Genomic DNA, 25,234 nt, shown 5'->3' with positions numbered 1-25,234 from the left:
ATCAGATTTATAACTTTATCTTCATAAAAATACGACCTATGAAAAAGTTATATTACACAGCAAATGCCCTACTGATCTTAATGTTAGTTTTATTAGGTTCTTGTAAAAAGAGCGACACCATAACGCTGACAGAAAACAAAAAAGAGAAAAAAGAAGTAATTGAATACAAGAAACCCAAAACGGTTTCGTACCAAATAGAAAAAACCAAAGAATGGCTGAAGCTTAATGAAGCTGACAGCTCAAAAATGGATATTGTTTACGCTTTAAACCGAACAGATAAAGCCAATTTCAAAAAACTAGATTCTGTTGTAATTCCGGCAGATTTTAGCGGAGATTTGGTTTATTATCTTCCGTTTCCAATTCATGTTTCGGCTTTAGAAGAAGTTTCAAAAATTATTCTTTTTTCTTATCCGACTCAAACTTTTGCAGCTTACGAAAATGGCGAATTAGTTCGAACAGGGCCAACAAATATGGGAAGAAAAAAAGATCCTACACCAACAGGATTGTTTTTCACGAATTGGAAAGCAGAAAAAACAACCAGTACTTTTAATGACGAATGGGATTTAAAATGGAACTTTAATATCGAAAATAAGCTAGGAGTTGGTTTTCACGAATATGATTTGCCTGGATATCCTGCTTCTCATTCTTGTTTGAGATTATTAGAAAAAGATGCCAAATACCTATATAAATTCGCAGACGAATGGATTCTGAAAGACAAAGAAAATATAAAAGTAAAAGGAACTCCAGTAGTTGTTTTTGGGACTTATGATTTTGATGGAACAAAACCTTGGCTAAAGTTAGCTTCAGATCCAGAAGCTTTAAACATTCCAGTATCAGAAATTGAAACTCAGGTAAAACCATTTTTAAAAGAAATCTTAGAAAACCAAAATCTAAGAGAAGCCGAGCCAACAAAAACTTTGTAAAATATACTATAAATATAGAATCAGCTGAAGCAATTAAATATTGTTTCAGCTGATTTTTTTATTAAAAAAGAGCAATTATTCTGCCAAAGCCTTTCCCTTACACTTTTCAAAAGCTCCAGCTAAAAGCTGGAAACAATTCAGATTTTCAAACCTTTGAGCCTTTGTTCCTTTGCAACTTTGAATCTTAAAAAAATAAATAAGCGATCGTTCATTTATTATTTATATCTTTGCCTCGTAATTAGTTAGAATTATGAGAACACGAGATATTAATAAAGAAGAAATTGTAAAGCAAAAAGCAATCGAAATGATTGTCACACAAGGTATAGAGGGCTTTGGAATGAATCGTCTAGCGAAAGAATGCGGTATTTCTGTTGCTACACTTTACATCTATTATTCAGACAAAGAAGATTTGATCAAAAAAATAGGAATTGAGATTGGTCGAAATTTCTTCGAAAAAATGTTTGATGGATTTTCTGCAGATATGTCTTTCAAAGATGGTTTACGCAATCAATGGGAGAATCGAATTTATTTCAATTTGAATTTTACACTGCAAGCGACTTGTTTTGAACTTCTAAAACATTCCACTTATGGCGATGCGATTGTAGCAGAAATTACAGGCGATTACAAACAAATAATGACCGAATTTATGCTTGCTGCAATTGGTAGAAAAGAACTTATTTCTATTCCGTATGAAATTTTTTGGAGTATCGCTTATGGCCCGCTTTATTCTCTGTTAGAGTTTCATCGAGACGGAAAATCGATGTCTGGAAAACCTTTTATTTTAAATGACGAACTGAAAAATGAAGCTTTTAATTTGGTTCTAAAAGCGCTAACTCCTTGATTCAATTCAAAAAACAATATAATTTCAACAATGAAAACTTCAATTATAGAAAATAAAAAAATTGCCATTATTGGCGGAGGCCCTGTAGGATTGACAACTGCACGAATTTTACAAATTAACGGCGCTGATGTTACAGTTTACGAAAGAGATATTAATGCACAAGCGCGAACATCAGGAGGAACTTTAGACATTCATTCGGATTCTGGACAATATGCAATTCAGAAAGCGGAGTTAATGGATGAATTTCGGAAATACGCACGTCCAACTGGTGAGAAAATGGCCGATATGGATGGAAATATTACTTCTGACGAAATGCCAAATGAAACCAATGCTTTTTCTCGTCCTGAAATTGATCGTAATGATTTGAGAAAAATTATGCTAGAGAATCTTAAAGAAAATACTGTGGCTTGGGACAGTCAATTAATTAATATTGAAAAACCTGAAAATCAATATATTTTAGAATTCAAAAATGGCACAACAACTACTGCAGATTTTGTAATCGTGGCTAATGGCGGAAGATCGAATGCGAGAAAATTTGTGAGCGACCAAGAACCTCAACTTTCTGGAACTTATATTATTCAAGGTGAAATTGTAAACCCAGATTTAGATTATCCTGAATTTAAACCAAAATATGGCAATGGAAATGTTATGGCAATGGGAGAACAAAAAATGTTTTATACGCACACGATGCGCGATGGTTCTGTTCACTTCGGAGTTTCTTTTAAAGCCGATGAAAATTGGATTTCAAATCATGGAATCAATTTTGAAGATGATCAATCTGTTATTTCTTTTTTAAATGAAACTTTTAAAAATTGGAATGATGATTATAAAAATTTCTTCGCTGCTTCAACCGAATTTTCTGGTTTGCCTTTGCGTTTATTTTCCTTAGAAGAATCTTGGAAAGAACATTCAAACATTACTCTTGTTGGTGACGCAGCACATTTAATGCCTCCATTTGCAGGCGAAGGTGTAAATATGGGATTGTTTGATGCTTTTCATTTAACCGAAAATTTAACTAATGGAAAATTCGAAACCATTGATGAAGCGATTGCTGATTACGAGAAAAAGATGTTTGGTTATGCTCTAGAAGCGCAACGAATGACTAAAAAAATGGAAGATCTTTTGCATTCAGACATTGTTGCTGAAGATATTTTAAATAGTCGTTTTTAATTATTAGTTTAGTTTTAAAAATCATACTTTTTAAAGTTTAAATCATGGAAACGAACAATTCATTGGAACTTTTTGGAGACTTTTTAGTTAAAAATCTAAGAGACAAAGGAATCAAAAATGCAGAAACATTATTAAACAATAAATCAAAAAGTCCTTCCCTTTTAAAATTACAATCTGAACTTAATAATTTTTCAGAACCGCAAAAAGCTTTAATCAAAGAAGTAGTTATAAAAAGCATCGATACAGCCATACATGATTTCTTATTTGCCATACAAGAATTATCTGATTTTGAAAACAATATACAGATTTTAGTCAATGGGCAAAATATAGTCGAATTAAGCGACGGAATTCATGGAGAATCTTTTTCAGATGATGGATGGAATGCTAAATATAGTGAATATGGTATAAATGAATAATTAACAAAAAAGGCGTAAGAAATAAATCTTACGCCTTTTTTGTTATACTGAAAACTAAAAATTATCTAGAATAATTTGGAGCTTCTTTTGTAATAGTTACGTTATGTGGGTGACTTTCAGTGATTCCGCTAGAAGTGATTCTAACAAAACGTCCAGTTTCTTGCAAAGTTGGAATATCTTTTGAACCACAGTATCCCATACCTGCACGAAGACCTCCAATAAACTGAAGCATACTCTCGTTTAATTCTCCTTTGTAAGGAACACGTCCAACGATTCCTTCTGGAACTAATTTTTTAACGTCGTCTTCAACATCTTGGAAATAACGATCTTTAGAACCAGTTTGCATTGCTTCAACAGATCCCATTCCGCGGTAAGATTTGAATTTTCTTCCTTCAAAAATGATAGTTTCTCCTGGAGATTCTTTTGTTCCTGCCAATAATGAACCTAACATTACACAGTCAGCACCTGCAGCGATTGCTTTAGGAATATCTCCTGTGTAACGAATTCCACCATCAGCGATAACTGGAACTCCAGTTCCTTTAATTGCCGCAGCAACTTCTAAAACTGCTGAGAATTGAGGAAAACCAACACCTGCAACGATACGAGTAGTACAGATAGAACCAGGTCCGATTCCAACTTTTACTCCGTCTGCACCATTTTCTACTAAATATTTAGCAGCTTCTGGAGTTGCTATGTTACCAACGATTACATCTATTTGAGGGAATTTTGATTTTACTTCTTTTAAAGTATTAACTACCCCTTCTGTATGTCCGTGAGCAGTATCAATAATGATTGCATCTACACCAGCAGCAACTAAAGCTTCAGCTCTTTGAACTGCGTCTCCAGTAACTCCAATTGCAGCAGCAACTCTCAAACGTCCAAATGAATCTTTATTTGCAATTGGTTTTTGAGTTAGTTTTGTAATATCTCTAAAAGTAATTAAACCAACTAATTCGTTATTTGCATTTACAACTGGTAATTTTTCGATTTTATGACCTTGTAAAACTACTTCTGCCTGCTCTAAAGAAGTTCCTTCAGCAACAGTTACTAAGTTTTGGCTTGTCATAACCTCAACGATTGGTTTTGCACCGTTTTTCTCAAAACGTAAATCACGGTTTGTAACGATACCTTTTAAGATTCTGTTTTCGTCAACGATTGGAATACCACCGATTCCGAATTCTTTCATTGCGTTTTTTGCATCTGCAATAGTAGAGTTCATTGGTAAAGTTACCGGATCGATAATCATACCTGCTTCTGCACGTTTTACTTTTCGAACTTTTCCTGCTTGTTGTTCGATCGTCATATTTTTATGTAAAACACCGATTCCACCTTCTTGCGCCATAGCAATTGCCATTGCACTTTCTGTAACTGTATCCATAGCAGCAGATACAATCGGAACGTTTAATGTAATGTTTCTTGAGAATTTTGATTTAATGCTCACTTCGCGAGGAAGCACATTCGAGTAGTTAGGTACTAATAATACATCGTCGTAAGTTAAACCTTCGCCGATAATCTTGGAGTTGTGTGCTATCATGTTGCAATTTCTAGTTGAATTGCGTGCAAATATAGTGAATTAATTGCTAACTTGAGTACTAACTTATTCATAAAATTACTTTTACACGAATAATCTTGTAAAAAAATATGCCCTAGCCCAGATGGAAATGGAAAGCCACGAAAAGCCAAAAAACATTTTTTTCTGATTTAAAAAAGCGACCAACGGAAGCTCTTTTTAAATCTTGAAAAAAAGTGTTTTGGCTCGAGTGCTTGTAATGGACAGCTGGAAATGGCTTCTTATAATATTGAATAAAAAATTAATCTTCTTTGTCTTGAAAAACAAAATTGATTCCGAGTTGGAAGGCCGCGCTACTCGCTTTTGAAATGTCTTTGTATTCTAAAACATTATTGACGAGCGCATAAATATTTACTGGACCAATTGTTCCTGCGAGCCCCAAACCGATATTTGTATTCGAAAAAGTATCGATGGTATAAGTTGCTTTAAGATCTAATTTTCTAAAAATGTTTCTTCGATAAAAGGCAGTCACAGCAAGTAAAGGCTCACGCGGAGCAGACATTCCGAAAAGCTGAAGCCCAGCAGCATTTTTATAATAGGTATTGGCTTTGCCTCTGCAATTACATTCATCATCAGGACGAGATTCTCCAAAAGAATATTGAATTGAGGAATAAATTTTTGTTGGGCGCCAAGTGGTATATTTGTTATAAAGTGTATCTCTAGGTATTGCTCTGTCAAATTCGTCAAAAACATTTTCAGGATCGTCAGAACCTAAGAAATCAGGATTTGCACCGTTGTAGCGATAAGTTCCTTTATAAGTAAGCGTTTCGATGTCTTTGGTTTGTCTCACAAAACCTAAGTCTATAACACTTGCTGTGAATTGTAAATTGTCCTTTATATAATAGGTAATTCCGGCATCTACTCCTAATCCTAAACTTCCGTTGAAAAAGGTATTGTGAGCAATATCACTAACTACATTTCCTTCGTATTCATCTTTGGTAAAACGAGCAAGTCCAGAAGTTCTTAATTCTAAATTGGAAGAAATGATTTGATTGTAAAGGTTGGGAGTTCCTGGCTCCTCGCCTGTATAAATGTAACCTGAATTTTTTGTAGAAGTTGCATTTGCTCCGCTTGAATAGATTTTTGCACGTCCTCCTAAAACAAATTTATCATTGATTTTTTTATGAAAACCGACATGAAAAACAGAAAGAACTTCGGCTTTCATATTCAAATCGCCCAGATTAAATGATTTTCCGATATAATCTCGATTTCCGTTTAAAGCCAATAAAGCTAAATCTTTTGGAACAAACATAAAGAAATCGAATTCCTGATACAGTCCAAACGAAACATACGAACGGCTTTCTCGACCTCCAACTCTAAATCCGCCAGAAAAAATTTCCAATTGCTGATTGGTTATTACTCTGTCTCTGCTCGAAGATTTATTGACAACATTTCTAATTTTTTGATTAAAATCGACTCCATTATCTGAAAACAAATCGTACGCCGAAAAACCGCTAGATCCAATATTCGCTGAAACTCCAGATAAAATCGGAAATCCAAAATAATATTTATACGAAACATCTGATCCTGGATTTACAAGTGAAGACTGCGGAATTGAAGTAAAATTATACAACAGTTCTCTGTTTTGGGCAAAACAAGAAAGATGAAAAAACAAGCAAAGGATTAGCGCTTTTCTCATTCGATTACTAAATAAGCTGTTGCACTTGATCTTAATCTTAAATTTCCTTGACTTTCACTATTTAATGGAGGGCCAGCAGCGATTAATACCACAAAACCAATTCTTTGAGTTTGTTTTAAAAGATCTAGTCGTGCGTTTTCAAAAACTTCTGTCGGATATTTTATAACGTTTGGCGTTCCTTTATAGGATGGAACTGTAAAAGATAATGTTTCCAAAACCTGATCTTGTTCGTTAATCAAAAGCATGTTTAAAACGAAAGTACGGTCTATAGTATTTTCGACTTCAAAATTAAACTCGGCTTTTTTAAGACGTTCTGTAAAGAATTTATCTTTAAAAACATCAAAATCTCTAACATCGTAAACAATATTAGTTCCGCCATCGTCTACAAGTCTATTGGCTGGAATATTAAAATAAGCAAGATTCGCTACAAAGACAGGTTCTATCTTAAAATCATTTACCTGATCGAAATTTAAATCACTTGAGCAGGAAAACAATAAAAAGACAGAAAATAGTATGCTTGAAATTTTACTAAGCGAGCTTGATTTCATGGCAATAGTAGTTATATCAATAATAAATGTAACGTAATATACTTACAATCATTATCTAAGATAAGAAAATATAACTATTTTTTAATGAAACTTTCCAAACAATTTTGAAGCTTCGTTGTAAGCGCTTTCAAAACTAAGCGAATTAAGTCCTGTTATTTTTTTATTCGCAGTAAAATAAGAAACCAGTTTTTCAGTCGGCATGTTTCCTGTTAATTTATCAGTAGCCATTGGGCAGCCTCCAAATCCTTGGATAGCTCCGTCAAAACGAATGCAGCCCGCTTTTGCCGCGGCGTCAATTTTTTCGAACCAGCTTTCTGGTGTGGTATGAAGATGAGCTCCAAACTCAATTTCAGGATATTTAGGAATCAAATCTGAAAACAAATAAGTAATAACTTCTGGAGTTGAAGTTCCAACAGTATCTGAAAGCGATAGGATCTTCACTCCCATTGCTGCTAATTTTTCAGTCCATTCTGATACAATTTCAACATTCCAAGGATCTCCGTACGGATTTCCAAAACCCATAGAAAGATACGTTACGACTTCTTTGTTTTTCTTATCTGCGACTTCAAGAATTTCTTCTAAAGTAACCAACGATTCTGCAATCGTTTTGTGCGTATTACGCATCTGAAAGTTCTCAGAAATAGAAAAAGGGAAGCCTAAATACTGAATTTGTTCGTATTCTGCAGCAGTCACAGCTCCTTGCGTATTCGCAATTATAGAAAGAAGTTTACTTGTTGTTTGAGACAAATCAAGCTGTTCTAAAACCTGAGCAGTATCTTGCATTTGCGGAATCGCTTTTGGAGAAACAAAACTTCCAAAATCAATAGTATCAAAGCCAACTCGCAACAAAGCTTGTATGTAAGTCACTTTATTTTTTGTCGGAATAAAATCCTTAATGCCTTGCATGGCATCTCTAGGACATTCAATAATTTTGATTTCTTTACTCAAAGCGTATTCTTTTGTAAAGGCTAAGTTAGTTTCTTTTTTAATGAAATGAAAGAGATTTTTATTTGAAGTCTATTATTACAAAATAGAGTCCTATTTTTAAAAATTACCTAAAAGTGTAATATCTTAAATTATTACCAAAAAACGTAATAATAAATTTTATTACGTATATTTGTAATAGAATGTTTATAATTTTTTAATTATATTTGAGTTATGACTAGTGTAATTACAGGCGACATAATTGGTTCAAGACAACAGAAATCTGACCATTGGGTTGAGGATTTAAAGAAAATCTTGGCTCCATTTGGTAAAACTCCAAGTCAGTGGGAAGTCTATCGAGGAGACGAATTTCAAATTGAAGTCAATAATCCTGAGGAGGCGCTCTTAACCGCAATTTTAGTGAAAGCGCATTTAAGAGCCATAAAATCTGATGCTAGAATGAGTATTGGTTTTGGAGATAAAACGCACAATGCCGAAAGGATATCTGAAAGCAATGGTTCTGCCTTTATTAATTCAGGAGAACTTTTTGAAACTTTAAAAAAGCAAAAAGTGACTTTAGCCATGCGAACAGGAGATTTAGATTTTGATGAAAAACTGAATTTAATGCTCCAACTGGCTTTGACTTTTATGGATAGTTGGCTGGTGCAATCAGCAGAATTTGTTGCAGTTGCTATTGAAAATCCTACTTTATCTCAAGAAGAATTAGGGCAAAAATTAGGCATTAATCAAGCTGCTGTGAGCCGAAGACAAAAACGCGCGCAATTTGATTTGGTTATGAATTTAGATCGTTATTTTAGAAAACAAATAAAACAATTTACAGCCTCATGATTTTATTTATAAAACTGTTTCTTGCTCATTTATTAGGAGATTTTATCTGGCAGCCAAACTCTTGGGTTGCCGATAAAGAAGTTAAAAAACATAAAAGCATTTACTTATATGTGCATATTTTGCTTCATGGAGTTTTAGCTGCAATTCTTGCGGGAGAAATCAGTTTTATACCTTATGCTGTTTTAATTGCGGTTACACACGGAATTATTGATTTGATAAAACTCAATTTTCAGAAAAATAAAACCAAACGTACTTGGTTTGTTATCGATCAAATTGCGCACATTTTGGTTTTAATTGGAATCACGCTTTTATATGAAAACAAAGCTATAATCAATTTTTGGCAGAATAATGCATTCTGGATTCTAATTACTGGACTCATTCTGATAACAAAACCGACTTCTATTTTAATAAAAACGATTATTTCGATATGGGCTCCTGAAAGCAAAAACAGCCATCAGGATAATTCTCTGATAGCTGCTGGAAATTATATTGGTATTTTAGAACGCTTATTTGTTTTCGGATTTATCTTAACCGGGCATTTTGAAGCGATTGGTTTTCTGCTTGCCGCTAAATCTATTTTTAGATTCGGAGATTTAAAAGAAGCCAAAGACCGAAAATTGACAGAATATGTAATGATCGGAACTTTAATCAGTTTTGGAATTGCAATAATCGCTGGCCTTTTGGTTCAGGCGCTGCTTTTACAATTGCCCTAAAACCTTTTTGTTAATTGCTTTTATCAAAGCTGGACCTTCATAAATAAAACCTGTGTACAATTGCACTAGACTTGCTCCCGCATTTAATTTTTCGATTGCATCATCTGCAGAATGAATTCCTCCTACTCCGATAATTGGGAATGCTTTATTGCTTTTTTCCGAAAGGAAACGAATAACTTCTGTCGAACGTTTTGTTAATGGTTTTCCAGATAATCCTCCAGTTTCTGTTTGGTTTGCAGATTGTAAACCTTCTCTAGAAATCGTTGTGTTTGTTGCAATAACTCCTGCAATTTGAGTTGTTTTTACAATATCAATAATATCTAATAATTGCTCGTCTGTTAAGTCTGGAGCAATTTTCAGCAGAATTGGTTTTACTTTTTGAGTACTTGTTTTTTGCTTTTCGACATTTCTGTTTTGCAAAGTCTGCAATAAAGCCGTTAATGGTTCTTTATCTTGTAAAGCTCTTAAATTTGGCGTGTTTGGAGAACTTACATTCACAACAAAATAATCTACGTGATTAAAAAGTGCATCAAAACAAATGATATAATCTTTAACTGCATCTTCGTTATCCGTTACTTTATTTTTCCCGATGTTTCCACCAATTAAAACGCCTGTATTCTTTTTCAAACGCTCTACTGCTTCTAGAACACCGCCGTTATTAAATCCCATTCGGTTAATAATTGCTGAGTCTTCTTTTAATCTGAATAAACGTTTTTTCGGATTTCCTTCTTGTCCCACCGGCGTTACCGTTCCGATTTCAATAAAACCAAAACCAAAATCACCAAGCTCTTTGTACAGCTTCGCATCTTTATCAAAACCAGCCGCAAGTCCAACTGGATTTTTGAATTTAATTCCGAAAACTTCTCTTTCTAAGCGAGTATCTTTCACTTCATAAATCGATCTTATAATTGCCGAAACCCCTGGTATTTTTGAAATGAATTTAACGAATGAAAAGGTAAAATAATGCACTTTTTCAGGATCAAAACAAAAAAGTATCGGACGAATTATCAATTTATACATAAGAGTTGTGTGTTGTTATTTTTTCGGATGCAAATTTAAATATTATAGTTTAAAAAGGTGCTTTTTTACGAAAACAAATAATTTCAATTTTGTTTAATTATTCTTTTCACTTTAAACAATTCTAAAAATATAAGCTGCCATAAAAAATGTCTGCTTTTTGTAAAAGCTAAAAAATCTGTTCAAAAGCCCGTTTTCATGTTGCAAGTTATAATATGAAACATGTTCTGTCCTATTAAAAAACTCTTTGCTATTATATATCGCTAATTTTGAGAAGTTCCGTTTCAAAAATTTTCATTTCAAACTTATAGCCTACCCGACTGTAAATATTTCAATTTCAGATTACTGCATTTTCAGATTATTTTTTAGACAAAAGTTTACGAGAAACCCTCATACGATCAATATTAATTAATCAAATAAATTATGAAAGTTAGCAAATCACACATTCTGAAAAGTATTTTCGCATTCCTGTTTTTTCTTTCATTGGGAATTACTTCGAAAATAGTTGCTCAGGCAGATCCTCAACAAGTTACCAAAGAAACTTTTAAAGGAAAAATGGCTCTAGACATTAGAGATTCGAAAAGTGACTGGGCTCCGTACTTGCCTAAAAAAGCCCCTAAAGGTTCTCCAAATATTTTATTCATTTTATATGATGATACAGGACTAGCCGCTTGGTCACCTTATGGAGGCGCCATTAATATGCCAACAATGCAGAAATTAGCAGACAACGGAATTACTTATTCTCAATGGCATACTACTGCTTTGTGTTCCCCTACTCGTTCTACATTGCTTACAGGGCGAAATCATCACTTAAACGGTATGGCTGCCATTACAGAAACGGCAGATGGTTTTCCAGGCGCGAGCGGAAGAATTCCTAAACAAGCTGCTACAATTGGACAGATTCTTCAAGACAACGGATATAGCACTTTTTGGATCGGTAAAAACCACAACGTTCCTGAACAAGATATTGCTTCTGGTGGACCAAGAGCTACTTGGCCTTTACAAATGGGGTTTGACCGTTTTTACGGTTTTCTTGGAGGAGAAACCAATCAATGGTATCCAGATTTAGTTGAGGACAACCATTTTGTTGAACCGCCTGCAACTCCAGAAGAAGGTTATCATTTATCTAAAGATTTAGCCGATCATGCTTTAGCCTATATTAAAGATCAGCAAGCTACAAATCCGTCAAAACCATGGTACATGTGGTATTGCCCAGGAGCGAATCACGCTCCACATCATGCTCCTGAAGAATATATCGCCAAATACAAAGGAAAATTTGACGACGGTTATGATGCTTACCGCAAATGGGTTTTGCCTCGAATGATTGCCAAAGGCGTTATTCCGGCTGGAACAAAATTGGACAATTTCAATCCAATGCCTCCTGGAGTTGCTAATCCAGCAGATAATGTACTCGATTGGAATAAACTGAAACCAGAAGAGAAAAAACTGTTTTCTAGATTGGCTGAAGTTTATGCTGGATTTTCAGAATATACAGATGCTCAAGTGGGAAGAATTATTGATTATTTAGAGAAATCTGGGCAACTGGAAAATACAGTAGTTATTTATGCCGCCGATAATGGTGCTTCTGGAGAAGGATCAGAATCTGGTTCTGTTAATGAAAATAAATTCTTTAACGGTTATCCAGATGAATTGAAAGAAAACCTAAAATATTTAGATAAATTAGGAAGTCCCGATACTTATGAGCATTATCCAACTGGATGGGCTGCAGCGTTTTCTACTCCTTTTAAAATGTTTAAAAGATACAGCCAATATGCGGGAGGAACTTGCGATCCTTTGGTAATTTCGTGGCCAAAAGGAATTAAAGCAAAAGGTGTTGTACGCGATCAATTTCATCATTCAACAGACATTGTTCCTACAATCTTAGACATCTGCGGATTGGAAATGCCGAAAGAATATCGCGGTGTTGCTCAATATCCTTTATCAGGAGTTTCTATGCGTTATACTTTTGATGCTGCTCCTAATACAAAAACTCAAAAACACATTCAATATTTTGCTATGTTGGGAAGTCGTGCTTTATGGAAAGATGGTTGGAAAGCTGTTGCATTGCACGCACCATTATCTGGAAAAGGAAATTTTGACAAAGACGTTTGGGAATTGTACAATACAGATGTTGACCGTTCTGAATCAAACAATTTGGCTAAAAAAAATCCAGACAAATTAAAAGAATTAATAGCCGATTGGAATAGCGAAGCAGCTAAAAACTTAGTTCTTCCGTTAGACGACCGTTCTGCAATTGAAATATTAGGAACAGAAAGACCTTCTTCTGAAGAGCCTCGCGATCAATATATCTATTATCCGGGAACTTCGCCTGTACCAGAAGGAGTTGCGGTAAATGTTCGCGGACGTTCTTATAAAATCGTTGCAGATGTAGATGTAAAAGATGCCAATGCTTCGGGAGTTTTATTTGCTCACGGTTCTCGTTTTGGAGGTCATACTTTATTCCTTAAAGATAAAAAACTAAACTATGTGTACAATTTCTTAGGAATTCAGCCAGAACAAAAATTCACTTCTAATGTTGCGATAACTCCTGGAAAACATGTTTTTGGAATGGAATTCAATCGCGAAAAACAAGGTCCAAACGGAGAATCTCTTGGAACAATGAAATTATACATTGACGGTAAAGAAGTCGCTTCTGGCCCAATGAGAACACAGACTGGTAAATTTACACTTTCTGGCGACGGACTTTGTGTTGGTTTTGATAGCGGTGATGCCGTTAGTAAAGAATACAAAACTCCTGGCGAATTTAAAGGTGGCGAAATTTATGGCGTTGGTGTAAATGTTGGAAAAATTGAATATTCTGACTTAAACAATGAAGCAAAAAGGGCTTTAGGAAGAGATTAAACTACTAAAAAAAAGAGGTATTCCCGATTCTATTTTGTGATCAGAATGCCTCTTTTTCTTCTTAAATAAATGTTTTAAGAATGCATACAAACCTATTAATCTTATGTATAGCGCAAATCGTATTTTTAAAAATCTACTCTTTATTTTCCTTTTATTAATTGGTTTTAAAGGACTTTCTCAGCAAGAAAAAGATACTACAAAATTAATGAACGTTCATTATGGCAGTAAAGGAATTGAATTAGAAACCCGAGACAAAAAATTTCTTTTTCAATTGGCAAGCCGTTTGCAATTTCGTTTTTCTACACCAAATGATACAGATCCTTTAACTTATGACGATTATAGTAGAGATGCTCAAACCACTTTCAAAATAAATCGTGCGAGACTCAAAATTGGCGGTCATGCTTTTGAACCTTGGCTTAAATATTATTGGGAATACGAATTAAGTCAGTCCAATTTGCTTGATTTTAGGATTATGATTGAAAAATGGGATTGGCTAAGTTTTAAAGTAGGTCAATGGAAAACCGAATTTACGCGTGAACGTTACATTAGCAGTGGCGAACAGCAAATGGTGGATCGCTCTTTAATTAATCGCCCTTTTACAGTAGACAGACAATTAGGAGTTGAAGTTTACGGTCATTTAAAAGGTGCTGGAATTGCCGATTTCAATTATTGGGCCGCAGCCTTAACAGGAACTGGACGAGGAAGCACTTCAAACGATGATAATCATTTAATGTATTTTGGAAGAGCACAATGGAATTTCTTAGGAAGATCTCTCGACTTTGAAGGTTGCGATTTGGAATTTCACGAAAAACTAACGCCAATTATTGCTTTCTCAGCCATAACCAACCGAAGCCCATACACACGCTTTTCTCAAGCGGGAGGAGGTTCGCTTGACGGATTTGAAAACGGACTTCCAGGCCAATACAGAGTCAACCAATGGAATTTTGAAACTGCTTTTATGTACAAAGGCTTTTCATGGCAAAGTGAACTACATACCAAAGAAATCATTGATAAAATAAACGATGATGACACTACTATCATGAAAGGATACTATATTCAGGCTGGTTATTTCTTTCATAATGCATTCGAATGGTGGCCAAAACGCTTAGAAATGGCGGGAAGACACGCGGCTTATAGACCCGATAATTCGATAAGAGAAAATAGACAGGAAGAATCTACAATAGCTTTCAATTGGTTTTTTAAAGGACATAAAAACAAACTGACTTCAGAAGTCAGCTATTTTAGTTTTCAAGACAAAACACTTCCATTACAGGGAGGATGGCGATTTAGAATACAATGGGATATCTCATTATAAACCAAACTTTTAATTCCTTAACACAAATCCTACATTTTTTTTCATAACTTTAAAGTTATCTAAATTACTGAATATGAAAAACATATCCAAAATAGTAAAAAGACCAACGCTTTTAATATTCTTAATTGGAACTCTTTTCTTTATTTCAATTGATAGTTTAGCGCAACGTCATGGCGGAGGAGTTCGAGGTGGAGCAACTCGTGGCGGTGGAGCAACTCATACTAGACAAGCAAGACCTGCTACACAATCCAGACCAAATGTAACTAGACCTAGTAACACAAGGCCAGCGACAACGAGACCAGGAGCAAACAATTCTGGAACTCAAGTAACCAGACCTGCAAACAATTCCAACAGAAATAATACTGTCAATAGAAACAACTCTGGAAACAGGAATAATACAGTCAATCGAAATAATACTAGCAACAGAAATAACGGCAATACTGTAAATAGAAATAATATCAATGTTGACAGAAGCCGAGATATCACCATCAACAATAACCGAAATACTGTAGTACGAAGAAATACAGTAGTTTATACTCGTCCTCCTTACAGATATGGCGGATACCGATATTATGGCTATCATCCTTATTATTACCATCCGTACAGACCTTTTTATTGGGGACCTGTTTGGCATCCTTGGGGATTTTTCGTAGCAACTTTGGCTGTTACAGCAATTGTAGTTAGTGTAGAAAGCAGTCAATATCATTATGATCAAGGAGTTTGGTATGCGCCGTCAAGCGGAGGCTATACTGTTGTACCTGCACCTGTCGGCGGAACGGTAAACAATATTCCGAGTGGAGCGCAAACCGTTAATACAGGAACTGTCAATAACTATTATTACGGCGGAACTTATTACGAAAAAGACGGAAATAACTACAAAGTTGTAGCCCCTACAGCTGGAACAATCGTAGAAAGTTTACCAGAAGGTGGCGAAGAGGTTACCATTGGAGATGTAAAATACATCAAATTTGGCGAAACGTATTACCAACCTGTTCAAGTAGATGGAAAGGACAAATATGAAGTTGTTCTTGTGGAAGAAGATAAGTAAATTTTATTAATTCTATAAAACTAATATAATTATAAAATTATTTTATCTAAATTTATCCCTGCTATTAACAACCATATAAGCTCAAAAATAATAAACCATGAAAAAGAAAACCTTTTGGATCTTTCCGCTGCTCACATTGTCCATTATTTCAATTGCTTACAGTTATACTCGATTTACAAATAAAGAAGAAAAAACAGTTGCTGAATGTCACGAAATACCTAGCAATCTAGAATCTGAATTCAAACCGACTGTCGAAAATAAATTTAAACCAACTGTTAAAGCACCAAAAGGAATGGTTTGGATTCCTGGCGGCGAATTCTCAATGGGAACAAATGTCGAAGACGAAAGTTTGTGCAGCATTAAAGGAGTTACAAAAGATGCAGCTCCAATTCACAGAGTTTACGTTGACGGTTATTACATGGATGAAACTGAAGTAACCAACGAAGAATTCGAAAAATTTGTAAAAGCAACTGGTTATGTTACTGTTGCAGAGCAAAAACCAACTAAAGAAGAATTTCCAACTGCAAACGAAGAAGATCTAATCACAGGTTCTGTGGTCTTCACACCTACACCTTCAGCAGTAAATTTGAATAATTTCTTGCAATGGTGGCGCTACGAACCAGGCGCAGATTGGAGACATCCTGAAGGTCCGCAAAGTACTATTATAGGAAAAGAAAAATATCCCGTTGTTCATGTTGTTTACGAAGATGCTGAAGCTTACGCCAAATGGGCTGGCAAAAGACTTCCAACCGAAGCTGAATGGGAATTTGCTGCAAGAGGTGGTAAAACTGGAAATCTTTATGCTTGGGGAAATGATTTAAAACCTAAAGGGAAATTTCAGGCTAATATTTATCAAGGCCATTTTCCAATAAAAGATGGCGATACGGGAGAAGACGGATTTAAAGGAATTGCGCCAACAAAACAATATGCTCCCAATGCATACGGTTTGTATGATATTGCAGGCAATGTTTGGGAATGGGTACACGATTGGTACAGCGTAGAGTATTACAAATCATTAGCGGAAAGCGGAAAAGTAACCAAAAATCCGCAAGGCCCAGATGCTTATTATGATCCAAATGATCCATCTGAAGTAAAACGTGTTCACCGTGGCGGTTCGTTTCTATGTACTGATCAATATTGCACTCGATATATGGTGGGAACAAGAGGAAAAGGCGAAATCAGATCTGCGGCTAACCACGTTGGTTTTAGATGCGTAAAAAGTAAATAACAAACTCAAAATACCAAAAAGGGATTCAATTTAGAATCCCTTTTTTATTCATTCGGATATCGAAAGCTAAATTTTCGCGCAGAAAAATTTTTCTATATTTGCTAAAAATTCAAAAAAATGCAACATATCATAGATCGCTTTATCAGTTATGTAACGATTGATACGGAATCAGATCCAAATTCACAAACAACCCCGAGTACACAAAAACAATGGAATCTTGCCAATAAATTAGTTGACGAACTAAAAGCAATCGGCTTAGAAGATGTAACGATTGATGACAAAGCCTATATCATGGCAACGCTTCCAAGCAATGTTGATCATGAAGTTCCAACAATTGGTTTTGTTTCTCACTTTGATACTTCTCCAGATTTTAGCGGAGCGAATGTAAAACCTCAGATTGTTGAAAATTACGACGGAAAAGATATCGTTTTAAATGCTGAGAAAAACATTGTATTGTCTCCAGATTACTTTAAAGATTTATTGCTATATAAAGGTCAAACGATCATTACAACTGACGGAACGACTCTTTTAGGAGCTGATGATAAAGCTGGAATTACAGAGATTGTTTCGGCAATGGAATATCTAGTTCAGCATCCAGAAATTAAACACGGGAAAATCAGAATTGGTTTTACTCCTGATGAAGAAATCGGACGTGGCGCACATCATTTTGATGTTGAAAAATTCGGAGCGCAATGGGCGTATACAATGGACGGAAGTCAGATTGGCGAATTAGAATATGAAAATTTCAATGCCGCTGGAGCTAAAATTACTTTTAAAGGAAAAAGCGTTCACCCAGGTTATGCAAAAGGAAAAATGATCAATTCGATGCTTTTAGCAAATGATTTCATCAACGAACTTCCGAAAGGCGAAACTCCACAGGAAACTAGAGGTTACGAAGGTTTCTTTCACGTTCATCACATTAAAGGAAATATCGAAGAAACGGTTCTAGAATTAATTATTCGCGATCATAACAGAAAGAAATTCGAAAAAAGAAAAGAATTGATTCATAAGTTAGCGAAACAATTCAATAAAAAATTCGCGAAGAAATTCGGCGAAGATATTGTAACTGCTGAAGTTAAAGATCAATATTACAATATGAAAGAAAAGGTTCTGCCTGTAAAATATATTGTAGATATTGCTGAAAAAGCAATGAGAGAATTGAACATCAAACCGATCATTAAACCAATTCGCGGCGGAACTGACGGTTCTCAATTATCATTCATGGGATTACCTTGTCCGAACATTTTTGCGGGCGGGCATAATTTCCACGGAAAATACGAATATGTTCCAGCAGAAAGCATTCAAAAAGCGACTGATGTTATTGTAAAAATTGCTGAATTAACAGCAATTCCTGGCATTTTTGACGAAGCAGAGAAATCTAAAAAAAGAAAATAATTGGAATCAAAATCCGAAAATAAAGGCATTTGGAAATACGGCGATAAATGGGAAGAAGAATTACTCTACCTAAAATCGATTCTTGACAAAACCGAACTGACTGAAACCACAAAATGGGGTGGTCCAGTTTATGTTTATGAAAAGAAAAACGTAGTTGGCCTTGGCGGATTTAAAGATTATTTTGCAATATGGTTTTTTAATGGCGTTTTCTTAAAAGACGAAAAAAAGAAACTCATAAATGCTCAAGAAGAAGTTACAAAATCTTTGAGACAATGGCGTTTTACATCGAAAGAAGAAGTCAACGAAAAAGAAGTTCTGGAATACATCTACGAAGCGATTGAAAACGAAAAGCAAGGAAAAGTCATTAAACCTTCTAAAAAAGAAACGATTGTTTCTGAGCTTTTGGAAAAAGAAATGACTCAGAATCCTGCTTTAAAAGAAGCTTTTGAAAAATTTTCTCCTTACAAACAATATGAGTTTTTAGAATATATCGAATCGGCAAAACAGGAAAAAACGAAGCTTTCGAGAATTGAAAAAGTCCTTCCAATGATTTTAGCGAATGTGGGATTGAATGATAAATACAGGTAATTTTTTCTTTCTGAAATTCCAATATTAATCCCGAAGCTTCGGGACCAAATTCCAAACTATATGAAACCTTTGTCAAAGTTTTAAACTTTGACAAAGGTTTTTTCGTTATGGGCTTAACCGGATCAAACATCATCGCAACAGTTTGTCATTTCGAGGAACGAGAAATCTTAGCAAGAAACTCCATAAAGTAAAAACACCAATCTATGGCGAGCTACTTGTGGAGATTTGTTTGAGATTTTTTTACAAAACTTAAAATAATAAAATTAGTACTAAATTCAAAACAACACTAGTCTTGTTTGAAAACAAAATCCTACATTTGAAAAATAAAAACAACAAGCCTTTTGTAAGAATTAATTAAAAATAAATATACTTTTAAACCATGATAGATAAAAAAATACTCCTCCTTTTAATTATTGCTTTTTCAAATATAACTTTTGCCCAAAAATATAAGAAACTTCCAGAAAATTATTATTTAAATTTTATAGAACCTTTTAAACCAATTACAGTTTCAAATGATTCCATCGTTAAATTAAAAAAAGGTTTTTATAAAAGTTTTAATAATGATTATACGGGTAGTTCACTTTCTTACTTTGAGCTGGACAACAATAATCAAATTATTGGAGACATAAAAATTATCGATAATAATGATAGTATTGTTGCTATAACTCAAAACAATAAGCTTGTCGAGTTAAATAATTATACAGATGGTCAATTAAAATATCAATTAAAAATTAATCATACAGATAGCACCACAACCGATACGCAAACACGACATGGTGAAAAAGAAATACGCAAAATATTTTACACAAAGAAAAATTACAAAAAGCGGATCACAACAACTTATTATAAAGGCAATTACACTGTCTATAATGAAATTGACAAATCATCTTCTGAATATAACTTAAAAGGAGAGTTACTTTACTACAAGGATAATAATGAAGAAAAAAAATATTATCCTAATGGAAATTTAAAAGTTCTTAAAACAAAGCAAATGACTAAACAATTTGATAAAAACCAATCTTTAGAATCTGTTAGTTATCAAAAGGATAATGTCTTGTACAATGAGTATTACAAAAATAATTTTTTATTTAAAAAAGATTACAAAAAAAACGATATCGAATATGAGGAAAATTATGAAGAAGGAAAACTATTATCTAAAACCCTCACAAAATCCATAAGTACATTAGAAGATGAACATTCTCAATACGATTCTAAAGGAAAACTTATAAAAAAATGGATTACAAAAATTCCACCGCCGCCATCTTCATTTCCTGTAGGTTTTTAATAAAAATTTTGAACATTTTAATTATATCAATTGTTTCTTTTATTGTTTCCTTTTTTTTAGTAAAGCTTCGATAAAAGAGAACTTGCCAAAAATAGAATTAACCCAAAAAGTAAAATATTCTAAAAGTGTTTAGCTAAATTTTGACGGTTTCTCTATAAATTAGCGAAACAAAAAAATCCCAAACTCCATTCTGGAATTTGGGATTTTAAATTTTATTGGAATTTTAAAAAATTAAGCTTTTTTATTCAAAGCTGCGCTCAATTCTAAAGAGATAGCAGAACGCTCTAATTTTAATTTTCCTGACATAGTTTCGATTACAACAGTTGTTTCTGCTAATTCAGCGATTTTACCGTGGAACCCACTTTTTGTTACTATTTTGTCACCTACTTTTAGGTTGCTTTCAAATTCTTTTTCGTTTTTAGCTCTTTTTTGCTGTGGTCTAATCATGAAGAAATAGATTACCACGAACATCAAAAGAAATGGCGCAAATTGAGATAATTGTCCCATAATTTAAATTTGTTTTTGATTTATATTTAATATTCTTTTTGGAATTTGTTTTTTGCTTTTTGGAATTTCAAATTACATCAACCCTCTTCCTACTTTTACCATCTTTTTATTGGCAGTCAGCTCTTTAACAAGATTATCTAAAATTCCGTTGATAAAAATACTACTTTTTGGTGTAGAATACTCTTTTGCAATTTCTAAATATTCGTTAAGAGTTACTTTTACTGGAATTGAAGGAAATTTTACAAACTCGCAAATTGCCATTTTCAAGATAATAGTATCAATTTCTGCAATACGATCACTGTCCCAATTTGGTGTTTTATCTTCGTATTCTTTCGCGAAAGCCGCTTCGTTTAGTATTGTTCGTCTAAATAAATCTTTAGCAAAATCTTTATCTTCAACATCTTTATACAATTTAGGCACTCTAAAATCGTCTGAATCTTCTGTTTTGATTGCTTTCAATTGTTTTACAATATGAGTATTTACAACCGGAATATCATCAACCCAAGTTAATTTATCGTCTTCTAAATATTCGTATAATTTTTCATTTGGAACAATAACATTTTCAAACAAATCAACAATAAATTGTCTGTCTTCTTCAAACGTGTTTACGTTATTACTCATGTATTTTTTGTAGATATCGCTTGCTTTAACATCATTTAAAAGCAAAATGATATAATCGTCGTTTAAAGACCAATTATTGATTTTACGATTTTCTAAAGCGATGCTAAGAGAGTTGCTTTCGGCAAGAAGTTGAAAAATTTTGTTCTTTACAAATTTTTCGTTTGGGTTACGTTCTGCTGCAGTAGCAAGGTGTTTTTTACTTGATAGATGCAAAAAGACAGCTTCTTTTTTACAAATTTCTATCAATGAAGAAAGCATTATAAGGTATAAGTCCTGAATATTGTCAATGCTGTAAAAAAGGAATTTCTCCTCTTTTTCCATGTTATCAGAACCGCTTTGATGCATTGCATAAATGGATTGCATTACTTTAACGCGTATGTGTCTTCTATTTACCACCGTGTAAGAACATTTAAAAATTAGTCTGCAAAAGTATAACTTTCGAAGCGTATTTTAAAATTAATTCGCAAAAAAGTCGCAGTTTTCGGTCGCAGTTTTCAGTTTTATTCATTTTTTTAGTCGCTTTAACAGTATTCAGTCACAGTCACAGTTCTCAGTTTTAATAAATACTGTGAACTGTGACTACGACTGCAAACTAAAAAAAAGTCCCAGTTTCCAGATAAACTGAAAACTGAGACTGAGAATTTTAAACTAAAAAAATTATTTAGCAGCGTTCTCGATTCTTCTTTGGTCAATACGATTTTGAGCAATAGTAAGAGCCGCTTTATGCGTAGTAATTCCGTTTTTAGCAGCGAAATCAATAATTTCTAAAGTTGTATTGTAGATATTTTCTGTTTTAGTCATGATTTCAGCTTTACCGTAGTTCGCTAATTCAGCGTAAACATTGATAATTCCACCAGCGTTGATCAAGAAATCTGGAGCGTATAAAATTCCTCTTTCTTGTAATCTTGCACCGTGAACATTTTCGTCTGCTAATTGGTTGTTGGCAGCACCAGCAATAACTTTAGCTTTAATTTTATCTACTGTATTATCGTTGATTGTTGCTCCCATTGCACATGGCGCGTAGATATCAACATCTGCAGTATATAAATCTTCACCAGTATAAATTGTTGCATTATATTTTTGAGCAACTTGGTATAATTTTTCTTCGTTAATATCAGAAATAGTAACCTGTGCTCCTTCTTTAGTTAAATATTCAACTAGAGTTTCACCAACGTGTCCAATTCCTTGTACCAAAACTTTTTTTCCATCTAAAACATCCGTTCCAAACTGACTTTTAGCAGCAGCTTTCATACCTAAATAAACACCGTAAGCTGTTACAGGAGAAGGATTTCCAGAACCACCTCTTTCTTCAGAAATACCCGTAACGTAAGGTGTTACGTCTCTAACAGTATCCATGTCTTTAGTTTCCATTCCGACATCTTCTGCAGTAATATATCTTCCGCTTAAAGAGTGAACAAACTCTCCAAACTTACGCATTAATTCAGGTGTTTTTTGCGTTTTAGCATCACCAATAATAACCGCTTTACCTCCACCAATATTCAGTCCAGTAATAGCCGATTTAAAAGTCATACCTCTTGAAAGACGTAAAACATCATTTAGAGCCTCCCATTCTGTGTTGTAATTCCACATTCTGGTTCCTCCCAAAGCTGGCCCCATAACTGAATTATGAATACCAATAATTGCTTTTAAACCTGTATCTTTGTCATTGCAAAATACAATTTGTTCGTGATCGTCGAAAGATAATTGACCAAAAACAGGATCCATTTTTTGAAGTTCCTTTCCAGTTGCGAAAGTTGCATCCATAGCGCTAGTATTAATTAGGTTAAAATTGTGAATTCGTCAAAAAGACTTCTCAAACATAATTAAAAAATACACATGTGCTAATTTTTTATCTTTAAAATAACAATTTTACAATATAATTGTTTTGATTAAATCGCAAATTATTATAAATTTATTTAATAATAATTCTTAAATACAAATCAATTCAATATCAGATTTCTTAAAAAAATGAAAGAATTAAGCTATTTAAATAAATATTTCGTCAAATATAAATATAGTTTTTCACTAGGTATTTTAATCACCATAATCGCACAAATATTTTCTTTATTTACTCCAAAACTCATCAGCAAGTCTTTAAATGCTATTGAGAATTTTGATAAACTTCCGATGGCTAAGCAAAGTTCTCAAGCTGTAATTGCTAGTTTCCGTCAGGATCTTATTCATAATGTGCTACTTATCATCGGAACTACGATTGTTGCTGGATTTTTGACATTTTTAATGCGCCAGACTTTAATTGTAATGTCGCGACATATTGAGTTTGATTTAAAAAATGAAGTTTTCAGACAATACGAGAATCTTTCTCAGAATTTTTACAAACAAAACCGTACTGGCGACTTAATGAATCGTATTAGCGAAGACGTTTCAAAAGTTCGTATGTATGTTGGACCAGCGGTAATGTATACTATTAATACATTTATTCGTTTTGCGATCGTTATAATATATATGTATAATGTATCGCCATTGCTTACCTTATACACAATATTACCATTACCGCTTCTTTCGTACTGTATTTTCAAATTAAGTTCTGAAATCAATAAACGAAGCACCACTTTCCAGCAATATCTTTCGAAAGTTTCAAGTTTTACACAAGAAATCTTTTCTGGAATTCGCGTTATAAAAGCCTATTCATTAGAGAATCAGCATCAAAACAATATGGTAGATTTGGCAGAAGAAAGCAAACGTAAAAGTTTAAGTCTGGCAAGAGTTCAATCTTTATTTGGTCCATTAATGATTGCCCTTATCGGAATCAGTAACTTGGTTGTAATTTATTTTGGAGGTGTAATGTACATTAATGGAAGTATTTCAAACATCGGAACCATTGCCGAATTTATACTATATGTAAATATGCTGACTTGGCCTGTTGCTTCTTTAGGATGGGTTTCTTCGATGGTTCAGGAAGCAGAAGCTTCGCAAAAACGTTTGAACGAATTCTTGAAAATTGAACCAGAAATCAAAAACAACAACGAAAGTTCATCTGAAATAGACGGAAATATTACTTTTGAAAATGTTTCTTTCACTTATAAAGACACGAATATCGAAGCATTGAAAAATGTTTCTTTCACAGTAAAAAAAGGAGAAACATTAGCCATTTTAGGAAAAACAGGTTCTGGAAAATCGACTATCCTTTCATTGATTTCAAGACTGTATGACACAACAGAAGGCGAGGTCAAAATTGATGAAAACGAAATCAGCACTTTGAACTTAAATGATCTTCGAAATAATATCGGAATCGTTCCTCAAGATGCTTTCTTGTTTTCGGATACTATTAAAAACAATATCAAATTCGGAAATCAAAATGCAACGGACGAAGAGGTAATTGAAGCTGCTAAAAATGCCGTTGTTCACGATAACATTATTGCCTTTAACAAACAGTACGACACCGTTTTAGGAGAAAGAGGAATTACACTTTCGGGCGGACAAAAACAGCGTGTTTCGATTGCAAGAGCAATCATAAAAAATCCTGCAATCTTACTTTTTGACGATTGTTTATCTGCAGTTGATACGGAAACCGAAGAAATGATTTTGAACAATTTATTTGAAATTTCTAAAGACAAAACAACTATTATTGTAAGTCATCGAGTATCTTCTGCAAAGAATGCAGACAAAATTATCATATTAGAAGATGGTAAGATAATTCAACAAGGTTCTCATAATCAATTAATAAATCAAGAAGGATATTATTCGGCGTTATATTTAAAACAACTTTCGGAAAAAGAATTACTTTAATTGTTGCGTAATAGATAATTTTTTATGA

General features: G+C 33.8%; 22 protein-coding genes. 14 read left to right on the top strand and 8 right to left on the bottom strand.

Going from position 1 to position 25,234, the window contains the following annotated elements; all coding sequences use genetic code 11:
• Positions 1-38: 38 nt before the first annotated feature.
• The 4 genes from ACE01P_RS14265 (at position 39) to ACE01P_RS14250 (ending at position 3,350) form a co-directional block, all read left to right on the top strand.
• Positions 39-923: a L,D-transpeptidase gene (locus tag ACE01P_RS14265; RefSeq protein WP_379698950.1), complete on the top strand. Its 885-nt coding sequence runs from the start codon at positions 39-41 to the stop codon at positions 921-923.
• 250 nt (positions 924-1,173) lie between these two features.
• Positions 1,174-1,764 (top strand): TetR/AcrR family transcriptional regulator, encoded by a 591-nt coding sequence (locus ACE01P_RS14260; protein WP_379698948.1) that lies wholly within the window; start codon positions 1,174-1,176, stop codon positions 1,762-1,764.
• Positions 1,765-1,794: 30 nt separating this feature from the next.
• Positions 1,795-2,934, top strand: coding sequence for an FAD-dependent oxidoreductase (locus tag ACE01P_RS14255; protein WP_379698946.1), 1,140 nt, complete (start codon positions 1,795-1,797; stop codon positions 2,932-2,934).
• 44 nt (positions 2,935-2,978) lie between these two features.
• Complete coding sequence (locus tag ACE01P_RS14250; protein WP_379698944.1) at positions 2,979-3,350, top strand: hypothetical protein; 372 nt, start codon at positions 2,979-2,981, stop codon at positions 3,348-3,350.
• A gap of 61 nt (positions 3,351-3,411) precedes the next feature.
• On the opposite strand, the gene guaB is transcribed toward ACE01P_RS14250, so the two are convergent.
• The 4 genes from guaB to ACE01P_RS14230 form a co-directional block, all read right to left on the bottom strand.
• Entirely contained in the window at positions 3,412-4,884 is a 1,473-nt protein-coding gene (gene guaB, locus ACE01P_RS14245) for an IMP dehydrogenase (RefSeq protein ID WP_379698942.1), read from the bottom strand.
• A 277-nt stretch (positions 4,885-5,161) separates the two neighbouring features.
• Positions 5,162-6,559 (bottom strand): DUF5723 family protein, encoded by a 1,398-nt coding sequence (locus ACE01P_RS14240; protein WP_379698940.1) that lies wholly within the window; start codon positions 6,557-6,559, stop codon positions 5,162-5,164.
• Positions 6,556-7,107 carry a hypothetical protein gene (locus ACE01P_RS14235; protein WP_379698938.1) on the bottom strand — a complete coding sequence of 184 codons (552 nt, stop codon included), beginning with the start codon at positions 7,105-7,107 and terminating at the stop codon, positions 6,556-6,558. The genes ACE01P_RS14240 and ACE01P_RS14235 overlap by 4 nt, the downstream gene beginning before the upstream one ends.
• An 81-nt stretch (positions 7,108-7,188) precedes the next feature.
• Positions 7,189-8,055 (bottom strand): hydroxymethylglutaryl-CoA lyase, encoded by an 867-nt coding sequence (locus ACE01P_RS14230; protein ID WP_379698936.1) that lies wholly within the window; start codon positions 8,053-8,055, stop codon positions 7,189-7,191.
• A 210-nt stretch (positions 8,056-8,265) separates the two neighbouring features.
• Here ACE01P_RS14230 and ACE01P_RS14225 point away from each other — a divergent pair, with 210 nt between their 5' ends.
• Both ACE01P_RS14225 and ACE01P_RS14220 read left to right on the top strand, forming a co-directional pair.
• Positions 8,266-8,880 carry a hypothetical protein gene (locus ACE01P_RS14225; RefSeq protein ID WP_379698934.1) on the top strand — a complete coding sequence of 205 codons (615 nt, stop codon included), beginning with the start codon at positions 8,266-8,268 and terminating at the stop codon, positions 8,878-8,880.
• Entirely contained in the window at positions 8,877-9,593 is a 717-nt protein-coding gene (locus ACE01P_RS14220) for a DUF3307 domain-containing protein (RefSeq protein WP_379698932.1), read from the top strand. The genes ACE01P_RS14225 and ACE01P_RS14220 overlap by 4 nt, the downstream gene beginning before the upstream one ends.
• Here ACE01P_RS14220 and ACE01P_RS14215 read toward each other — a convergent pair.
• The gene (locus tag ACE01P_RS14215; RefSeq protein ID WP_379698930.1) at positions 9,579-10,613 is read right to left on the bottom strand and encodes a quinone-dependent dihydroorotate dehydrogenase; all 1,035 of its coding nucleotides are present in this window, start codon (positions 10,611-10,613) and stop codon (positions 9,579-9,581) included. The two genes, ACE01P_RS14220 and ACE01P_RS14215, sit on opposite strands and share 15 nt — an antisense overlap.
• Positions 10,614-11,033: 420 nt before the next feature.
• Here ACE01P_RS14215 and ACE01P_RS14210 point away from each other — a divergent pair, with 420 nt between their 5' ends.
• The 7 genes from ACE01P_RS14210 (at position 11,034) to ACE01P_RS14180 (ending at position 20,331) form a co-directional block, all read left to right on the top strand.
• Positions 11,034-13,472: an arylsulfatase gene (locus tag ACE01P_RS14210; protein ID WP_379698928.1), complete on the top strand. Its 2,439-nt coding sequence runs from the start codon at positions 11,034-11,036 to the stop codon at positions 13,470-13,472.
• 103 nt (positions 13,473-13,575) lie between these two features.
• The gene (locus ACE01P_RS14205) at positions 13,576-14,787 is read left to right on the top strand and encodes an OprO/OprP family phosphate-selective porin (protein ID WP_379698926.1); all 1,212 of its coding nucleotides are present in this window, start codon (positions 13,576-13,578) and stop codon (positions 14,785-14,787) included.
• 73 nt (positions 14,788-14,860) lie between these two features.
• Complete coding sequence (locus ACE01P_RS14200) at positions 14,861-15,835, top strand: DUF6515 family protein (protein ID WP_379698924.1); 975 nt, start codon at positions 14,861-14,863, stop codon at positions 15,833-15,835.
• 97 nt (positions 15,836-15,932) lie between these two features.
• Entirely contained in the window at positions 15,933-17,063 is a 1,131-nt protein-coding gene (locus tag ACE01P_RS14195) for a formylglycine-generating enzyme family protein (protein WP_379698922.1), read from the top strand.
• A gap of 117 nt (positions 17,064-17,180) precedes the next feature.
• Complete coding sequence (pepT, locus tag ACE01P_RS14190) at positions 17,181-18,458, top strand: peptidase T (protein ID WP_379698920.1); 1,278 nt, start codon at positions 17,181-17,183, stop codon at positions 18,456-18,458.
• Positions 18,459-19,046 (top strand): YdeI family protein, encoded by a 588-nt coding sequence (locus ACE01P_RS14185; RefSeq protein ID WP_379698918.1) that lies wholly within the window; start codon positions 18,459-18,461, stop codon positions 19,044-19,046. It abuts the gene before it with no gap.
• A 379-nt stretch (positions 19,047-19,425) separates the two neighbouring features.
• On the top strand, positions 19,426-20,331 hold the full coding sequence (locus ACE01P_RS14180) for a hypothetical protein (RefSeq protein ID WP_379698916.1): 906 nt from the start codon (positions 19,426-19,428) through the stop codon (positions 20,329-20,331).
• Positions 20,332-20,562: 231 nt separating this feature from the next.
• Here the strand turns inward: ACE01P_RS14180 and yajC are convergent, their stop codons facing one another.
• The 3 genes from yajC to ACE01P_RS14165 all read right to left on the bottom strand — a co-directional run bounded on the left by yajC (position 20,563) and on the right by ACE01P_RS14165 (position 23,223).
• Positions 20,563-20,838: a preprotein translocase subunit YajC gene (yajC, locus tag ACE01P_RS14175; protein ID WP_008462186.1), complete on the bottom strand. Its 276-nt coding sequence runs from the start codon at positions 20,836-20,838 to the stop codon at positions 20,563-20,565.
• 72 nt (positions 20,839-20,910) lie between these two features.
• On the bottom strand, positions 20,911-21,822 hold the full coding sequence (gene nusB, locus ACE01P_RS14170) for a transcription antitermination factor NusB (protein ID WP_379698914.1): 912 nt from the start codon (positions 21,820-21,822) through the stop codon (positions 20,911-20,913).
• 294 nt (positions 21,823-22,116) lie between these two features.
• Positions 22,117-23,223 (bottom strand): Glu/Leu/Phe/Val dehydrogenase, encoded by a 1,107-nt coding sequence (locus ACE01P_RS14165; protein ID WP_379698912.1) that lies wholly within the window; start codon positions 23,221-23,223, stop codon positions 22,117-22,119.
• A 204-nt stretch (positions 23,224-23,427) separates the two neighbouring features.
• On the opposite strand from ACE01P_RS14165, the gene ACE01P_RS14160 reads away from it, so the two are divergent.
• Positions 23,428-25,206, top strand: a complete 1,779-nt coding sequence (locus ACE01P_RS14160; RefSeq protein ID WP_379698910.1) for an ABC transporter ATP-binding protein — start codon at positions 23,428-23,430, stop codon at positions 25,204-25,206.
• Positions 25,207-25,234 lie beyond the last annotated feature (28 nt).

The sequence above is a fragment of the Flavobacterium sp. HJSW_4 genome (assembly GCF_042436695.1).
Classification (GTDB): domain Bacteria; phylum Bacteroidota; class Bacteroidia; order Flavobacteriales; family Flavobacteriaceae; genus Flavobacterium.
The sequence above is the reverse complement of the archived record's forward strand: the minus strand, read 5'-3'. Positions and strand labels throughout refer to the sequence as shown.

What these genes read in the sequence shown, in the direction of transcription:
- ACE01P_RS14195 (WP_379698922.1), top strand. Translation starts at nt 15,933, where the DNA reads ATGAAAAAGAAAACCTTTTGGATCTTTCCGCTGCTCACATTGTCCATT.
- ACE01P_RS14250 (WP_379698944.1), top strand. Translation starts at nt 2,979, where the DNA reads ATGGAAACGAACAATTCATTGGAACTTTTTGGAGACTTTTTAGTTAAA.
- nusB (WP_379698914.1), bottom strand. Translation starts at nt 21,822, where the DNA reads ATGCAATCCATTTATGCAATGCATCAAAGCGGTTCTGATAACATGGAA.
- pepT (WP_379698920.1), top strand. Translation starts at nt 17,181, where the DNA reads ATGCAACATATCATAGATCGCTTTATCAGTTATGTAACGATTGATACG.
- ACE01P_RS14235 (WP_379698938.1), bottom strand. Translation starts at nt 7,107, where the DNA reads ATGAAATCAAGCTCGCTTAGTAAAATTTCAAGCATACTATTTTCTGTC.
- ACE01P_RS14240 (WP_379698940.1), bottom strand. Translation starts at nt 6,559, where the DNA reads ATGAGAAAAGCGCTAATCCTTTGCTTGTTTTTTCATCTTTCTTGTTTT.
- ACE01P_RS14265 (WP_379698950.1), top strand. Translation starts at nt 39, where the DNA reads ATGAAAAAGTTATATTACACAGCAAATGCCCTACTGATCTTAATGTTA.
- ACE01P_RS14215 (WP_379698930.1), bottom strand. Translation starts at nt 10,613, where the DNA reads ATGTATAAATTGATAATTCGTCCGATACTTTTTTGTTTTGATCCTGAA.
- yajC (WP_008462186.1), bottom strand. Translation starts at nt 20,838, where the DNA reads ATGGGACAATTATCTCAATTTGCGCCATTTCTTTTGATGTTCGTGGTA.
- ACE01P_RS14255 (WP_379698946.1), top strand. Translation starts at nt 1,795, where the DNA reads ATGAAAACTTCAATTATAGAAAATAAAAAAATTGCCATTATTGGCGGA.
- ACE01P_RS14225 (WP_379698934.1), top strand. Translation starts at nt 8,266, where the DNA reads ATGACTAGTGTAATTACAGGCGACATAATTGGTTCAAGACAACAGAAA.
- ACE01P_RS14180 (WP_379698916.1), top strand. Translation starts at nt 19,426, where the DNA reads ATGATAGATAAAAAAATACTCCTCCTTTTAATTATTGCTTTTTCAAAT.
- ACE01P_RS14160 (WP_379698910.1), top strand. Translation starts at nt 23,428, where the DNA reads ATGAAAGAATTAAGCTATTTAAATAAATATTTCGTCAAATATAAATAT.
- ACE01P_RS14210 (WP_379698928.1), top strand. Translation starts at nt 11,034, where the DNA reads ATGAAAGTTAGCAAATCACACATTCTGAAAAGTATTTTCGCATTCCTG.
- ACE01P_RS14165 (WP_379698912.1), bottom strand. Translation starts at nt 23,223, where the DNA reads ATGGATGCAACTTTCGCAACTGGAAAGGAACTTCAAAAAATGGATCCT.
- ACE01P_RS14220 (WP_379698932.1), top strand. Translation starts at nt 8,877, where the DNA reads ATGATTTTATTTATAAAACTGTTTCTTGCTCATTTATTAGGAGATTTT.
- ACE01P_RS14260 (WP_379698948.1), top strand. Translation starts at nt 1,174, where the DNA reads ATGAGAACACGAGATATTAATAAAGAAGAAATTGTAAAGCAAAAAGCA.
- ACE01P_RS14205 (WP_379698926.1), top strand. Translation starts at nt 13,576, where the DNA reads ATGTATAGCGCAAATCGTATTTTTAAAAATCTACTCTTTATTTTCCTT.
- guaB (WP_379698942.1), bottom strand. Translation starts at nt 4,884, where the DNA reads ATGATAGCACACAACTCCAAGATTATCGGCGAAGGTTTAACTTACGAC.
- ACE01P_RS14200 (WP_379698924.1), top strand. Translation starts at nt 14,861, where the DNA reads ATGAAAAACATATCCAAAATAGTAAAAAGACCAACGCTTTTAATATTC.